The organism is Burkholderia sp. ABCPW 111 (assembly GCF_000773065.1).
Lineage (GTDB): Bacteria > Pseudomonadota > Gammaproteobacteria > Burkholderiales > Burkholderiaceae > Burkholderia > Burkholderia savannae.
The window spans coordinates 129,440-144,813 of the sequence record NZ_JPWT01000002.1 but is presented as its reverse complement, the minus strand read 5'-3'; the positions used below and the strand labels follow the sequence as shown (position 1 = coordinate 144,813).

The window sequence follows — 15,374 nt, the reverse complement described above, 5'->3', positions numbered from 1 at the left end:
GGCGAGCATGGCTCCTGTTTGCATGCACATGGCTGCGTCGGGCCGCAAGGCTTTTCGCAAGAGGATTACGCGCAGCGAGCGCTATACGCGCTCCGATGGCTTCGGTCAGGCTCCTGAGGCCTGCGCCCCTGCGCCTCGCTCGCGACGCCGGCAAGGCCGCCATGGCGCGCCCGTGAGCCCTCGGCTTCACCGCCGCGAGCCGGCCGACGCGCGACGCAGCCGGCGACGAGTCGAGAACGGAAGAGTCGACCGGCAAGATGCGCCGTCGCGTCCTGTTGTCAAGTCATCCCGTCGATCTGTCGATCTGTCGATCTGTCGATCTGTCGATCTGTCGATCTGTCGATCTGTCGATCTGTCGATCTGTCGGTCTGCCGGTCTGCCGGTCTGCCGGTCTGCCGGTCTGCCGGTCAGTTGCCGCACACGCTTTCCGCGCAGCAAATCTCCGAGCGCGACCGCGCGGTCGATGGGTTCCCGGCAGCGCCTCCATATGCCGCTCGCTGGTGTTGCGCGACGCCGCGCCGATCGTATGCCGACGCTTCATCACATCTGACCGGATATGAGCCGGCTTGCTCGACGAACGCAGGATCGATCGACCATCAATCGCCGTGGCGGCTGCCGATGCAAGCCTTTCATCCGCGCCTTCCGGCTCCGCGAGTACGCAACCAATCGACGACATCAATGATCGCCCGGCGCCCATCGGCCTTGCCGCGATCGCGCGGCATGCGCGACACCTCCGCCCGGCGCCGCATGCGTTCCGTGGCCACATGTCCCGGGCGTCAGCCGCATGCATGAATTCGGTCGCGTGCCTGCATGACGCTCGCGAACGGCGCAAAACGCCATGCCGAACTTGCGCCGGCACTTCATTGCACCGCGCCACATACGTCCCGGCACGCCCGACGCGTCCGGCATCGATCGACGATTCAGGCGTTCGGCTGCCGACGGACGGTGCAACGCATGCGCGTGCCGATTCGACGCAAACGACGCCGCGCGACGACGACCGTCGTCGTTCGCAATCGGGCCGCGCGCGGTTTCGCGCTCGCGCGAGCTGCGTCACGGAACCACGCGCGTCACCTCCCGATCGCTCCGTGCAGCGCGTTGCCGATGCAAGCGCGAAGCGAGGCGCTTGGCGGCGCGCCTCCCCCCGCACGCAATCTCGAAATGAATCCACGTCGCATGCGTGTACGTCGTGTGCCGCGCATCGATGTGTCGTCGACGCTCGCAGGTCGATGCTCGCAGGTCGACACCAGCAGGCCGACACTCGCAGATCGCGCACGCCGGCCGCCGATCGCCACGCGCTCGCCGCACCGGCTCATTCGACCGTCGACGACTCGGCGCTTCGATCGCTCGGCGGCCGTTTCACCAAGCAGCCGGCGCTCAGCTCGCTCTTGCGTGCGCCGCACGACGCACGCGGAACGTCACGCTGCCGGCAGCCCGCCGTCGAGCATCACGCGACGACATGGCATCGCATCGTCACGGCATCGGCCCGTCGATCGGCGGCAATCGAGAGACGCATGTCTCGCTGTCTCGCCGCGACGTCTCCGCGATCGCCGCTACCGGCTACGTCAGACAATGTCCATTCGCGACGGCATTCGACGGCATTCGACGGCATTCGCGGCGCTCGCGCGTGACCGGCTGCGCATCGCCAGCCGCCTTCCTCGCCGCTTCCTCGCCCCTTCCTCGCGCCTCGTCGCATCGAGGCGGACTATCGCGGCACCGCACCGCGTCGCGTCCAATCACGCCGAACCACTCCGAATCAGGCCGAATCGCGCCGCAGCACGTCCGCGCGCGCGCATGTCCACGTCTGCACGCCCGCACGCCCGCACGTCTACACGTCCGCACACCCATGCGCCCACACGGCATCGCATCACGCCACATCACGTCACGCCGCGCACAGACAAAAAAATCCCCGCGCGCTTTCGCACGCGGGGACTTTTTCGGACTATCGCAGCTACCGGACGATTCCGGCAAGCCGCACGCCGTCCTTACGCTGCCGCGTCCTTCAGCTTCTTCAGCGCGCGAGCCTTCACGCGCACGCTGGCCGGCTTCGCCGGGAACCAGCGCTCTTCGCCCGTGAACGGGTCCTTGCCGAAGCGCTTCTTCTTCGCCGGCACGGCTTGCGCCGTGATCTTCAGCAGACCCGGCAGCGTGAACTCGCCTGCGCCCTTCTTGTGGATCGAGCCCAGCACGACGTTCTCGAGTGCCGCGAGCACTGCCTTGACAGCCTTCAGTTCGACGGTCGCGCGCTCGGCGATGTGCGTTGCGAGCGAAGCCTTCGTGAACTTGTCCTTCAGCGGCGTCGGAGCGGCGGGCGCCTTCGCGACAGCCTTCTTGGCCACTACTTTCTTCGCGGGCGCTGCTTTTTTGGCAGCCACTTTCTTGGCCGGTGCGGCAGCCTTCTTAGCCACCTTTTTTGCGGAAGTCGCCATGTTTCTCCTACCAGGTGTGGTCGTTGGATACACGAAGCGCGCGACATGCGAGCTTCAACGCCGGATTCTACAAGCGCCGCGCCGCTTCGTGCAGCACTTTTATGCGTTATCCACGGGTTTCCCGCAGGTTTTGTTGCGCGCCGCTGACTACGGAAGTCGTTTCGACCCGTGCGCGCAGCGCTTTTTGCGTCGCGCATCGATTCGCTCGAGCGAATTATGTTCGACATTTGCATTCCTATACTGTCCGCCGGCATCGCATCGTTTGGGATTTGGAATGCGCGCAGTCAAACACGTTAGAGGGCTCGACGGTTTGCGCGCCGTCGCCGTCACACTCGTCTTCCTGTCGCACCGCGCGCACTTCGGCGCGCTCGACGTCGGCCAGATCGGCGTCTGGACGTTCTTCCTCATCAGCGGCTTGCTGATCGTCGGCGAGCTGCACCGCAGCCGGCTCGCGATCGAGCGCGGCGCATCGTGCCGCCGCTACGCGTTCTGGCTGTTCGCGGGCAAGCGCGCGCTGCGCATCCTGCCCGTCTACTATCTGCTGCTCGCCGCGCTCGCGATCGCGCATCACCACCTCTATCAGCACGACGTCGACCTCGGGCTGCGCTGGCATGCGGTGTTTCTGTCGGACTATTGGATCGGCGCCGTCAAGGAGGGCTGGCCAGGCACCACGTCGCATTTCTGGAGCCTCGCCGTCGAACAGCAGTTCTACCTGATCGCGCCGATCGCGCTGCTCTCCACCCGCGCGTCGCGCCATCTCGCGCTGTGCGCGGCGGCCATCGCGCTCGCCGCGGCCGCGCATCTACTGCTCTATCTGCAACACGCGTCGCCCGTGCTCATTTACGCGTTCTCGCCGTGGAATTTCGCGTTGATCGCGCTCGGCGGCGTCGGCGGCATTCTGCGCAGCGGCGGCGTGACCGCGCCCGAAGGCGTGCTCGGCACGCTGATGCCGTGGGCCGGCGCGGCGGGCGTCGCGTTCTGCTCGACGCTGACACTGTGGGCCGCGCCGCTTTCCGCGACGGCGAGCGGCCTCGCGGACATCGGCCTCGGCGTGTCGATCGGCATCGTGCTGTTCTGGATCGTGAGCCGTCCCGAACATCCGGCCGTCGCGCTGCTCGAATGGGCGCCGATCGCGTACCTCGGCACGATCAGCTACGGTTTCTATCTGTTTCACAACCTGATCCCGGAGCGCATCGGCGTGATGCCGCGCATCTACGAGCGGCTACGCGTGCCGCATTCGCTGCAGGACATACTGCCTGAAATCCTGCAGTTCGCGCTGTCCGTGCTGCTCGCGCACCTTTCATGGCAGTACCTGGAAAAGCGTGTGCTCGACTACAAGAAGCCGCTCGAAGCCGCCTTGCGGCGGCGGTTCGCGCCGCGCGAGCGCGCGGCCGCGCGGTGACGGACGCGATGCCGCAATGGACGCGCTCGCGGCGGCCAAGGGCCGTTGCGAGCCGCGTCGTACAGCAAACGCATGCGACACGAACGCGCGGTCGCGCGGTGACAGGCGTCGATCGGACGCGCGCGACATGCGGACTACCGTGCGGAGACCACCGCGTGCGGGCAGCCGCGTGCGGGCGGCGCGGCGGCGCGGCGGCGGCGGCGCGGTCGAATCGGTGCGCGACTGCGGCGCGGGCCGCGATCGGCGCGTCGATGCACACGCACACCGCGCCACGCATGGCGAGGCAGGCTTCGGATGACGAACGGCGGATCGGTCGGGACGGAGAGTTGGGACGCGCGCCCGCATACACGCATACACGCATGCGCGACCGCGCGACCTCGGGTCCGTTCGCTCGACGTCGCCCCGCTCGGCGCGATGACGCCATCCTGCTGCGAATCGCGGTTCAAGCGCGGCTTTACGCTGCGCCGCCCGCGATCATGCGTTCATTCCGGCAGCGCTCGCGTTTCGGCTAGCGGCAACGTCGCGACGCGGTCGCGATGAAGCGGGATCAATCGGCGGAATGCCGGACAGCCGCCGCGGGCGAGCGATGTCAGTCGGCACGCGGTTGCATGGCGATACCCTGCTTGCGGCCGACGATCTCCACCGGCAAGCAGCCACGGCCACCCTGCCGCTCGAAAGCCGTTCGAATTCGGGACGCCCGCGCGCGGCCGCGCCGCCTTGCATCGCCGTGCGCCCCAGACACAACCCAGACACAAAAATGCCCCGGCTCGTGCGAACCGGGGCGAACGGAACAACCACCACACCCCTTGGACGTCAGAATCAGAAGACGGGGATGCTAAGCAACCGCGGCGAGCGCCGGCAGGCAGTTGCGCAGGTACGCCTCGAATTCGCGGCCCACTTCCGGATGCCGGAGCGCGAGCTCGACGGTCGCCTTCAGGTAGCCGAGCTTGCTGCCGCAGTCGAAGCGGGTGCCGTAATAGCGGTATGCAAGCACCTGCTCCTCGGTCAGCAGCGACTGCACCGCGTCCGTCAGCTGCAGCTCGCCGCCCGCGCCCGGCTTGATCTTGCGCAGATGATCGAAGATGCTCGGCATCAGCACGTAGCGCCCGACGACGCCGAGATTCGACGGCGCATGCTCGGGCGCCGGCTTCTCGATGATGCCCGACAGCTTGATGATGTCCTCTTCCCACTCGCGGCCTTCGACGACGCCGTACGAGCGGCTGTCTTCACGCTCGATCGTCTCGACGCCGATCACCGAGCTGTGATAGTGGTTGAAGACGTCGACGAGCTGCTTGAGCACCGGCTGGTCGCCGTGCAGCAGATCGTCGGCGAGGATCACCGCGAACGGCTCGCCGTGCACGAGCTTCTCCGCGCACAGCACCGCGTGGCCGAGGCCGAGCGCGGCCGCCTGGCGCACGTAGAAGCAATCGACATGGCTCGGCTTGATGCCGCGCACGAGCTCGAGCAGCTTCTCCTTGCCACGCGCCTCGAGCTCGGATTCGATCTCGAACGACTTGTCGAAGTGATCCTCGATCGCGCGCTTGCTGCGCCCCGTCACGAAGATCATCTCGGTGATGCCCGCGTTGATCGCCTCTTCGACCGCATACTGAATCAGCGGCTTGTCGACGACCGGCAGCATTTCCTTGGGACTCGCCTTGGTGGCGGGCAAAAACCGTGTGCCGAGACCGGCAACGGGGAACACGGCTTTGGTGACTTTCAACATGATCGCATCCCGAAAGTGTTGACGATTGGCCGGGCGTCACATGTCGGGGTCGCACGCCGCGCGCCGCTTCGCTCGACGAACGATGCGCATCGGCATCCGACGCGCCGGCAAAACATCAATCTGAATAAAAGTCTGCTGGACGCGGTTCCACTTTCATTAATATGAAAGGGCCGCCCGGATATAGGCATATTCGGATAATCGTCGCGAAGTCGGTCGATCTTGCCGGCCTGCCGGGTGCTTCGCGACAATTTACCGATTCGATCCGGCACGTTCAATTATTCGAACTCCTCCGAATAAGGCGCGCCGCCGCGGCCAAAGCCGAAGCGGTTGATCGGCTCGTTCTTCAGCGCGTCCCGATACGCCGACAACACGGCCATGACGAGCAGTACGGCGCCGCTTGCGATCCAATGCATGTCCATCGTGGGCTCCTTCCTTCAATCGACATGGGATCTCAAGCTATCAGAAAAAAATCGATAAATAATTTGCCTCCATGCCGCAACGTGAAAAGCGTTACGAACGGATACGATTAATTACATTTATTCGGAAAGCGATTTTTTTATTCTCCCGCCCGGATTTCTTGCGGATTACGATCGAATGGCGCCATTTGCGCCTTTCTCATTGCAAGGAACCGGACCGCATGAATGCTTCGAGCGTGACGCCGGGTGCGCGGCCGCCCGCCACCGACCACAAGGAACACCTGATCGACGCGCTGCGAGGCTTCGCCGCGCTGCTCGTCGCGTATTTCCACTGCCGTCAGGTCGTGTGGGTCGGAATGCAGAGCTTCCATCGGACGTATGGCCACGCGCTGGACCCGAGCGTGATCGTCGGCTATCTGACGTTCCCGTTCGCGTGGGGCTCGGCCGGCGTGCCGATCTTCTTCGTGATCAGCGGCTATTGCATCCACCGCAATGCCGCGCTCAAGCTCGCCGCCGATCCGTCGTACCGGCTCAACGCGCCGAATTTCTGGGCGCGCCGCTTCGCGCGGATCTACCCGGTGCTGCTCGCCGCGCTCATCGCGACGCTCGTGTTCGATTCGATCAGCCTGCAGTTCGAGCCCGTCAGCCACAAGATCCGCGACATCGGGCTCGCGTCGTTCGTCGTCAACCTGCTGTCGCTGCAGGGCGTCGCGGGCTACACGTACGGGTCGAACGGCGCGCTGTGGACGCTGTCGCTCGAAGTGCAGTTCTACGTGATCTACCCGCTCCTCTTCGCGGCGCGACGCCGCTTCGGGATGCTGCCTGTCGTCGTCGCGATCGCGCTCGTCAACGCCGCGTCGGCATGGCTGCTCGAACGGCACGATCTGCAGTTCTTCACGTCGTACTGGCTGTCGTGGACGGTCGGCGCGTGGATCGCCGACGTTCGCGCGCAGCGCGACGCGCACGCCGCGCACGCCCCGTCGCGGCTCTGGTACGTGGCCGCGGCGGCGGGCGTCGCGCTCGGCTGCGTCGCGTTCCACTTCGGGCAATACGCCGCGTTCCAGCTTTGGGCGGCAGGCTTCGCGTGCTATCTGTACGCGGCGCTCGCGCGGCCCGTGTCGGCGTCCGCGCCGATGCGGGCGCTGTCTTGGTTCGGCAATTTCAGCTATTCGCTGTACCTGATCCATCTGCCGTTCTTCGTGTGCCTCGCGTCGGTGCTGTATCGCTCGCAGTTGCAGTTGTCGATCTGGCCGTCGCTCATGTTCACCGCGGCCGTCATCCCCGTCGCGTATCTGTTCTATCGAATGTTCGAGTTGCCGGCGATGCGCTGGTCGACGAACCTCAAGCCGAAGCGTGCCGTCGCGGCGGCCGCGCAGCAGCGGATGCCGGTTTGACGGACGGCACGGGCCGTGCGGGTGGTGCGGGTGGTACGGGTGGTACGGGTGGTACGGGTGGTGCGGGTGGTGCGGGTGGTGCGGGTGGTGCGGGTGGTCGCGCTCGGCACCTCATCGCATCGACGCGCGCCGTCACGCGCCAGCACATGCCGACATGACAAGCGACAAACGACAAGCGAGTCGCACAAGAGCCCGCGCCGACCCGCCCGAACCCCGCCCGACCGTCCGCTCACGGCAAACCGGTTTCACCGCCGCCGCGCAGTCTCGACGAGAATCCGCTCGACCTGCTCGACATAGGTCCGCGTACCGAAACGGCTCACCGCCGTGTCGTAACCGCTCGCGACGAGCCGCTCGCACAGCACCGCATCGGTGCGCAGCGCGGCGAGCGCATCGGCGAGCGCATGAGCATCGCCGGGCTCGCAGAGCAGGCCGTTCACGTCGTCGTCGACGATCTCGACGACGCCGCCCGCGCGCGCCGCGACGACCGGCCGCTTCGCGAGCATTCCCTCGACGATCACGCGGCCGAACGGCTCGGGCGTGATCGACGTGTGCGCGACGACGTCGACCGCCTTCATGCACGCGGCGACGTCGCGCTGAAAGCCGAGGAAATGCACGCGCTCGCCAAGCCCGTGCAGCGCGACGAAGCCGCGCAGCTCGGCCGCGTATTCGTCCTCGCCGAACAGCGGCGCGCCGACGAGCGCGACGTGCATGTCCGGATAGAGCCGCGCCGCCTCGAGCAGCACGTGCTGCCCCTTCCAGTGCGCGAGCCGGCTGAACGAGCCGACGATCCACGCATCGGCCGGCAGGCCGAAGCGCACGCGCAGCGCGGCTTGGCGCACCGGTTCCAGCGCGACGAACGGCTCGGCCGAGATCCCGTTGAAGACGACCTGCACCGCGCGGCGATCGAAGCCCGTCAGCGCGAGGAACGCCTGCGCGGACGCGTCCGAGTTCGCGATCACGCGCGTCACGCCGAGCCGCGCGCATTGCTTGATCGCGAGCCGCTGCTTCGGGCCGAAATGCGCGTCGCTGACGATGTCGCGCAAATGCCAGACGACCGGCTTGCGCGCGAGCCGCCCGGCAAGCGCGCCGACCACCATCGCGCGCTGCGTGTTCGCGTAGATCACGTCGAACTCGCGCGCGCGGCGCGCCACCTCGCGCACCAGCGCGAGCAGGCTGCCCGCCGCGCGCAGCGACACGCCGCCCTGCTTGTGCACGCCCGCTAGCGCGCGCTGCCCGACGACGTCGACATGCACGCCCGCTTCGTCGAGCGCCGCGCGAAACGGGCCGTCGTCGAACAGCACGACGTCGGCCGAATCGCGCAGATGCTTCATGATCTCGAGCAGCGACAGCTCGGCGCCGCCCAGCACGCCGCTCTGGTCGAGCACGAGCGCCTTCAGGCCGCTCGCCGCGAGCGCCGCGCGGCCGCTCGGCCGCGTCGCGTCCGCGCGCTTCGCGCGCGCCTGCGCGTTCGGCAGGAGCGCATCGATCTGCGCGACGAAGCGCCGGCGGAAATGCGCGGCGGAGAACCGCTCGGCGTTCGCGCGACAGTCCTCCGGCGTGAAACGGCCCGGCGCACGCTCGAAATCGTCGACCGCTTCGACGATCGCGCGCACGCTCTGCTCGTCGAAGAACACGCCGGTCGGCCGTTCGTGCGACGCCGCGTCGCGCACCGTCTCGAGCGCGCCGCCCTTGCCGAACGCGATGACGGGCGTGCCGCACGCCTGCGCCTCGACGACCGAGATCCCGAAATCCTCCTCGGCCGCGAACACGAACCCTTTCGCGCGGCGCATCCGGTCCTGCAGCACCGAGAACGGCTGATAGCCCATGATTTCGACGTTCGGCGCGGCCTTCGCGCGGATCTTGCGCATGTCGGGGCCGTCGCCGATCACGACGAGCCGCCGCTCGGGCATCTGCGCGAACGCGTCGACGATCAGATCGATTTTCTTGTACGGCACCATCCGCGACGCGGTCAGATAGAAGTCTTCCTTGTGCGTCGACAGCGTGAACGCGTCCACGTCGACGGGCGGAAACACGACCGCCGCGTCGCGCTGATAGACCTTGTGGATGCGCCGCGCGATGAACGCCGAGTTCGCGACGAAGCGGTCGACCGAATTCGACGTGCGCACGTCCCAGTTGCGGATGTAATGCAGGATCAGCCGCGCGAGCGCCGATTTGACCCCGCGCGTCAACTGCGATTGTTCGAGGTACTGATGCTGCAGGTCCCACGCATAGCGGATCGGCGAATGCACGTAGCTCACGTGCACCTGGTCCGGCCCGGTGAGAATGCCCTTCGCGACCGCATGGCTGCTCGAAATGACGAGATCGTAAGCGGACACGTCGAGCTGCTCGATCGCGAGCGGCATCAGCGGCAGGTAGCTGCGGTACTTGGTGCGCGAGTACGGCAGCTTCTGGATGAACGACGTCGTGACCGGCTTGCCGCGCAGGAACGTGCGGTCGTCGAGAAAATCGACGAGGCTGAAGAGATCCGCGTCCGGAAAGCACGCGACGATCTGCTCGAGCACGCGCTCGGCGCCCGCGTAGGTGACGAGCCAGTCATGGACGATCGCGACGCGCAGCGGCCGGGCCGCATCGCGCGCACGGAGCGGGGGCGGCGGCGCATCGGCGACGCGCGCGTCGCGCGCGGCGCGCTCGACGTCCTGGAACGTCGCGGCGCGTTGCAACGGATGTTCTGCAAGATCGCGATTCATACGCTCTTCCTCGAGTTCAGGCGCACGAGCACGCTGCGCGCGAGCGCGCGCATGCCGGGCGTCATCGTGATCGACCAGCCGACGTTCAGCGCGACCGCCGCCGCGCATCCGGCGATCGCGGCGGCCAGGCCCGGCAGCGCGGGCGCGACGTACAGGCTCGCCAGCAGGAATGCGAGGTGCGCGAACATGTCGAGCGCGATCGCGCGCATCCGGATCGCGGACAGATACAGCAGCACGCCGTAATCGACGAGCGCGCGCGCCGCGACGACGACGGCCGCGCCGATCAGCCCGAAATGATGGATGCCGACCCACAGCGCGCCGACGAAGAACGGCATCTGCACGAGGCCCGCGGCCGCCGCGCGCGCAGGGTTGACCTGCGACTGGATCAGGATGCGCGTGACGCTCGCCTGGCCGACGAGCCACACGCTGATCACGAGCACGCGCCCGACGGGCGCCGACAGCTCCGCGAGATCCCTGCCGACCCACAGCGCGAGAAACGGCCCGAGCGCGAAGATCGCGGCGATCGCGATCGGCGTGAACACGCCGTTCAGGAATTCGAGCGACTGCTTGACGAGCGTGTCCGCGTGATCGCGCCCGAGCGCCGACAGCCGCGGAAACAGCGTGCGCACGAGCGCGTTCGGCAGCATGTTCAGGCGCGTGACGAGGTTCTGCGGCACCGTGTAATACGTGACGTACTTCGCGCCGAGCCCGGCGCCGAGCATCACGCGGTCGAGCGTGTCGGCGATCATGCTCGTCGTGCTCGCGATCAGCATCCAGCCGCCGAAATTGAAGAGCCCTTTCGCGGTGCCGAGCTGCGGCGGCTCGATCCTGCGGATGCCGAGCACCTTCATGCTCGCCGCGCCGAGCATCACGGCGGCGATCAAGCGCGCGCCGACGGCCGCCGCGAGCACGACCTGCAGCGTCGGCGCGACGAGCCACGCGGCGAAGAGCGGCATCAGCTGGAACAGGAACGTGCCGATCGTCTGGTTCGTGTTGAACACGCCGAAACGCTCGGCGCCGTTGATCGCGCCCGCGAACACCCACGACACGTTCGCGAGCGGAATCGCGAGCGCGAGCCACGGCAGCGCGAGATACACCTCGTGCTGCAGTTCGACCGACACTTTCGTGAAGTACGCGGTGTACAGGAACGCGCCGAAGTAGATCAGAAGGCCGCCCGCGATCCCGGTCGCGAGATTGAGCCAGAACGCGCTCCAGAACACGCGCGCGCTCTCTTTCGCGTCGCCGCTCGCGAGCGCCTTCGAGATGTGGTTCTGCGCGGCCATGCTCATGCCGAGATCGAGGATTCCGAAATAGCCGATCAGCGTCCACACGAGGCTCACGACGCCGTAGCGCTCGACGCCGAGCGCCTTGATGTACGCGGGCACCGTCACGAGCGACACGAAAGTCGGCAGGATCAATCCGAAGAAATTGATCGCGACGTTCTTCAGAATGCCTTTATCCATAGCGCCGCCCCGCTGCGTTCGCGACCGCTTTCGCCGCTGCGCCGATCATTGCGGCCTCCATCGATACATCATCACCTTGCCGCGCGCGTCCTCCTCGACGAAGATCAGGTATTCGCCGTTCTCGCGCCGGTATGCGCTGATGCCGAACGGCACGTCGACCCAGCCGGACGCGCGCCCCACTTCCGGCCCCGGCTTGATCACGCCGAGTTCGCGGCCGCTGTCCTTGTCGTACACATGCACGGTGCCGACCGGCTCGACGCCGAACAGATAGCGCCCCTCGAGCGTCAGCCCGATCAGCGTGAAGATCGGCTTCGCGTCGAGCTGCCACGGCAGCGAAACCTGGTAGCGCACGACAGGCGTGCCGCTCGACCACTTGTCGAAGCGCACGAGCACGCGCCCCACCTCCTTCGACAGGCCGCCCACGCGCGGCGCGTCGGCCGTGTAGCCCGTCACGTACAGCGTGTCGCTCGACGCGTCGTACAGCGCGCGGCGCAGCTCGGTAAACGGCGCGGGCGTCGGATACGTCGTCAGCTTGTCGTACGAGTAGATCGGGTTGCCGGCCTTGTCGAGCCCGCCGAAACGAAAGCGCCGGATGCCGCGCGTGTCGCTCGTGCGCCAGATGTCGCCGCTCGTGTCGACCCACCAGCCCCAGCCGCCCGCCATGCCCTTGCCGGTCGTGTTCAGCTCGAATTCGCCTTCGTCGAAGCGGCCGTTGCCGTTCGCGTCGCGCCAGATCCAGTCGCCGCCCGACGGCCGGTTCGGCACCTTGTCGACGGGCCGCGCGCGCCCGGCGAGCAGCCCCGACGGAATCGCGGTCTCGCCGTCGCGCTTCGCATCGAAGCGGTAGATCTTCAGATGATCCGCGTACATGTCGGTCAGATAGAGGAACGTGCGGCCGGCGACCTTGCGCGCGAACGGCATGCCGGGCCATTGATCGGTGTTGAACACCGGATCGTCCGGATACTTGAAGCGGTTCGACAGGAATCCCGCATATTTCCATTCCTTGCCGACGGGCTTCGACAGATCGAGCTCGAAGCGCTTGTTGCCGGTGTAGACGCTGTTCGGGCGGCCCGGATCGATCCACGCGCCGTCGACGAACAACAGGCCCTGCACCTGCCAGCGCAGCCGGCCGTCGGGCGCGTAGCTCTCGAGCGTGCTGCCGAGCCCCGCGCCGATCGTGCCGTGGCGCGGGCCGATGCCGTTCGTCGCGACGTAGACGTTGCCCGCGCGATCCACGCCGACGCCCGTCAGCCCGTTGAAGCGCTGCGGCCCCGGCCGTCCCGCGTAGCCCGAGAAGATGCCGCCGCGCTCGCCGAGCGTGCCGGACATCGCATAGCCGCCGTCGGCGGGTTTCGAGAAGATCAGGATCTGCTGGCGCGGGCCGTTGTCGGCGATCAGCACGCGGCCCTTCGCGTCGGCCGCGACGTCCACGGCGTCGGTGCCCGGCGGCAGCTCGGGCGCGTCGTCGATCGCGCGGCCGTCGGGGCGCACGTGCGCGAGCTTCGCCGGGCCGTTCACCGTGTCGGTCAGCAGCCACAGCGTGCCGTCGCCCGCGAGCGCGATCCGGCCCGGCTCGTGCGCGCTCCACGAGCCTTTTTTCTGCATCGTCTGCGCGTCGTACACGCCGACGGTGTCGTGCAGCGGATCGGTCGCGTACAGCACGCTGTCGTTCGCGGCGAGCCCCGCGACTTCCGCGCGCGTGTCGGTCGGCACGTCGTTGACCATCAGGAAGCTCGCCGCGAGCTTCGCGCGCGCATCGCCCGCCTTCGCGCTGCGAAACGGCGCGGCCTGCTTCACGTCGCCGATCTCGCGGCGCGAGATCCCGTACCACTGCCGGCCCTTGTCCGGCCAGATGCCCGGCGAGACGAGCCGCCCTTTCTCGTTGCCGACCGCGATCGCCACGTACGCATAGCGGCCGTTGACCGCGATCGCGCTGCCGCCCGCGTTGCCCCAGCCGTGCGTGCCGCCCGCGAAGCCGAGCATCTTGCCGTCCTGATAGACGCTCGCCTCCGCGCCGCTCTCGTCCCATGGCGCGTTCGTGTACACCTTGCCGTCGGGCGTGACCGCGATCGCGCGAATGTCGATCTGCGTCCACGTGCCGTCGCCGTAACCATAGGTATTGCCGATCCACGACGTCGTCGCGGGCAGCACGTTCTCCGCCTGCGCGGCGCCCGCGAACGCCGCCGCCGCGCACGCCGCCACTCCCATTAGCATCAAACGTCGCAAAACGCCTCTCCCTTCGACCGTGACGAAACGCCGGCGCGCGTCCGGCGCAAATGCGAGCCAAACGCGCGAAACGCTCGTGCGTTTGCGACGCATGCACGCATCGCAAAATAGGTTTCAAACGATGCGAAGCAGGTTACAAGCAAAAATATTCACAAGAAATTTGGAAATATTTGCGGATATTTCGATGTGCAATCGCGTATCGAATGATCGTTTCTAGCCGTTTCATGCGGCCCTGCGCCGGCAGGAACGACCGGCGGCCCGCGCCGGCCGCGTAGGAAATGCCGCACTGCGATGTGCGCACGATAAAAAAGATCGGAATCGAATTTCACGCCGCGTTCGCCGCTCACGCGGCCGACCCGGTCGCCGCGCCGTATCGGAGAAAGTCGAACGAATCTCGGCGCGTTTTTTTGCCGATTTCTTTTCCCTAGAATCGATTTCAGTTCGATCTTTCATTTATTTCAGCGGATGCACGACGATCCGAGCGACGAAAGCGCCGCGCGCGGCCCGCATCGAATCGTCGTCGTCCGCCCCCACGCCCGATGACGACTCGCGATACGCTCGTTGCCCCGCCCGCCCACGCCGGCCGCATCGTCCAGCTCGACGGCCTGCGTGCGTTCGCCGTGCTCGCCGTGTTCTTCCAGCATGCGCTCAAGGCGCCGCTCTGGATCGGCGTCGATCTCTTCTTCGTGCTGAGCGGCCTGCTCATCACCGGCATCCTGCTCGAGCGCAAGGCGCGCGGCGAATCGTACTTCGGCTACTTCTACGCGCGCCGCGTGCGCCGCATCCTGCCGCCGTATCTGCTGCTGCTCGTCGCGTCGTCGCTGCTGTTCGGCGTCGAGTGGGCCAGGCACTGGCCTTGGTATGCGTTCTTCTCGACGAACATCGGCCTGTCGCTCGGCGGCATCGGGCACGAAAGCCTGAACGTGCTGTGGTCGCTCGCCGTCGAGGAGCAGTTCTACATCTTCTGGCCGTTCGTCGTGCTGCTCGTTCCCGAGCGCGCGCTCGCGTGGGTCGCGGCCGCGCTGATCGCCGCCGCGCCGCTCTTGCGCGCGATCGCGACGCCGTGGTTCGATTCGTTCTGGCCGATCTACTACCTGACGCCGTTCCGGATGGATCTGCTCGCCGCGGGCGCGCTCATCGCCGTCGTGCTGCGCCGCGACCGCCGCGCGCTCGAGCCGTACTACGGCGCGGCGATCGCCGCCGCCTGCGCGGCGCTCGCCGTGCTCGCGTGGCTGCATCTGTCGTATCCGCGCTTTCGCGCGGCGAACACGCCGCTTTCCAATGCGACGCTCTACAGCATCTCGCTCGTGCTCTGCACGTCGATCGTCGTGATCGCGCTGCGCGGCCGCGGCCTCGTGCAGCGCGTGCTGACGAATCCGGCGCTCGTCTATGTCGGCACCGTCAGCTACACGATCTATCTGGTCCACCTGAGCGTGCTGTACGCGCTCTGGCCGCTGCATCTGAACCGCTACCTGACGGCGGCGCTCGCGTTCGGCATCACGCTCGCGTACGCGAGCGCGAGCTGGTACGGCTTCGAGCGGCGCCTGACGCGCGGCGCGCCCCGGCTGGCGCTCGCGGGCGCCGCGCGCGCGTCCGCATGATCCGATTCCCCCATC

9 protein-coding genes are annotated in these 15,374 nt (G+C 67.2%); 3 read left to right on the top strand and 6 right to left on the bottom strand.

Translation table 11 applies throughout. From position 1 onward, the window contains the following. Nucleotides 1-1,982: 1,982 nt before the first annotated feature. Nucleotides 1,983-2,426, bottom strand: coding sequence for an HU family DNA-binding protein (locus tag X946_RS02205; protein WP_038743586.1), 444 nt, complete (start codon nt 2,424-2,426; stop codon nt 1,983-1,985). A 274-nt stretch (nt 2,427-2,700) separates the two neighbouring features. On the opposite strand from X946_RS02205, the gene X946_RS02200 reads away from it, so the two are divergent. After that, nucleotides 2,701-3,828 (top strand): acyltransferase family protein, encoded by a 1,128-nt coding sequence (locus X946_RS02200; RefSeq protein ID WP_052144976.1) that lies wholly within the window; start codon nt 2,701-2,703, stop codon nt 3,826-3,828. A gap of 835 nt (nt 3,829-4,663) precedes the next feature. Here X946_RS02200 and galU read toward each other — a convergent pair. Both galU and X946_RS35590 read right to left on the bottom strand, forming a co-directional pair. After that, complete coding sequence (gene galU, locus X946_RS02195) at nt 4,664-5,551, bottom strand: UTP--glucose-1-phosphate uridylyltransferase GalU (RefSeq protein ID WP_038743581.1); 888 nt, start codon at nt 5,549-5,551, stop codon at nt 4,664-4,666. Between the two features lie 275 nt (nt 5,552-5,826). Further along, the gene (locus X946_RS35590; RefSeq protein WP_009915643.1) at nt 5,827-5,970 is read right to left on the bottom strand and encodes a hypothetical protein; all 144 of its coding nucleotides are present in this window, start codon (nt 5,968-5,970) and stop codon (nt 5,827-5,829) included. Between the two features lie 218 nt (nt 5,971-6,188). Here X946_RS35590 and X946_RS02185 point away from each other — a divergent pair, with 218 nt between their 5' ends. Then, nucleotides 6,189-7,361 carry an acyltransferase family protein gene (locus X946_RS02185; RefSeq protein WP_038743578.1) on the top strand — a complete coding sequence of 391 codons (1,173 nt, stop codon included), beginning with the start codon at nt 6,189-6,191 and terminating at the stop codon, nt 7,359-7,361. 245 nt (nt 7,362-7,606) lie between these two features. Here X946_RS02185 and X946_RS02180 read toward each other — a convergent pair whose 3' ends face one another. From X946_RS02180 to X946_RS02170, 3 genes are read right to left on the bottom strand one after another with little or no spacing between them, the layout of a single operon-like run. Continuing rightward, complete coding sequence (locus X946_RS02180) at nt 7,607-10,069, bottom strand: glycosyltransferase (protein ID WP_038743576.1); 2,463 nt, start codon at nt 10,067-10,069, stop codon at nt 7,607-7,609. After that, on the bottom strand, nt 10,066-11,532 hold the full coding sequence (locus tag X946_RS02175; RefSeq protein ID WP_038743574.1) for an oligosaccharide flippase family protein: 1,467 nt from the start codon (nt 11,530-11,532) through the stop codon (nt 10,066-10,068). The genes X946_RS02180 and X946_RS02175 overlap by 4 nt, the downstream gene beginning before the upstream one ends. Nucleotides 11,533-11,577: 45 nt before the next feature. Then, the gene (locus X946_RS02170) at nt 11,578-13,740 is read right to left on the bottom strand and encodes a hypothetical protein (protein ID WP_038743572.1); all 2,163 of its coding nucleotides are present in this window, start codon (nt 13,738-13,740) and stop codon (nt 11,578-11,580) included. Nucleotides 13,741-14,297: 557 nt separating this feature from the next. Here X946_RS02170 and X946_RS02165 point away from each other — a divergent pair. Next, nucleotides 14,298-15,359 (top strand): acyltransferase family protein, encoded by a 1,062-nt coding sequence (locus tag X946_RS02165; protein ID WP_038743570.1) that lies wholly within the window; start codon nt 14,298-14,300, stop codon nt 15,357-15,359. The last annotated feature ends 15 nt before the right edge of the window (nt 15,360-15,374 follow it).

What these genes read in the sequence shown, in the direction of transcription:
- X946_RS02165 (WP_038743570.1), top strand. Translation starts at nt 14,298, where the DNA reads ATGACGACTCGCGATACGCTCGTTGCCCCGCCCGCCCACGCCGGCCGC.
- galU (WP_038743581.1), bottom strand. Translation starts at nt 5,551, where the DNA reads ATGTTGAAAGTCACCAAAGCCGTGTTCCCCGTTGCCGGTCTCGGCACA.
- X946_RS02185 (WP_038743578.1), top strand. Translation starts at nt 6,189, where the DNA reads ATGAATGCTTCGAGCGTGACGCCGGGTGCGCGGCCGCCCGCCACCGAC.
- X946_RS02175 (WP_038743574.1), bottom strand. Translation starts at nt 11,532, where the DNA reads ATGGATAAAGGCATTCTGAAGAACGTCGCGATCAATTTCTTCGGATTG.
- X946_RS02200 (WP_052144976.1), top strand. Translation starts at nt 2,701, where the DNA reads ATGCGCGCAGTCAAACACGTTAGAGGGCTCGACGGTTTGCGCGCCGTC.
- X946_RS02170 (WP_038743572.1), bottom strand. Translation starts at nt 13,740, where the DNA reads ATGGGAGTGGCGGCGTGCGCGGCGGCGGCGTTCGCGGGCGCCGCGCAG.
- X946_RS35590 (WP_009915643.1), bottom strand. Translation starts at nt 5,970, where the DNA reads ATGGACATGCATTGGATCGCAAGCGGCGCCGTACTGCTCGTCATGGCC.
- X946_RS02180 (WP_038743576.1), bottom strand. Translation starts at nt 10,069, where the DNA reads ATGAATCGCGATCTTGCAGAACATCCGTTGCAACGCGCCGCGACGTTC.
- X946_RS02205 (WP_038743586.1), bottom strand. Translation starts at nt 2,426, where the DNA reads ATGGCGACTTCCGCAAAAAAGGTGGCTAAGAAGGCTGCCGCACCGGCC.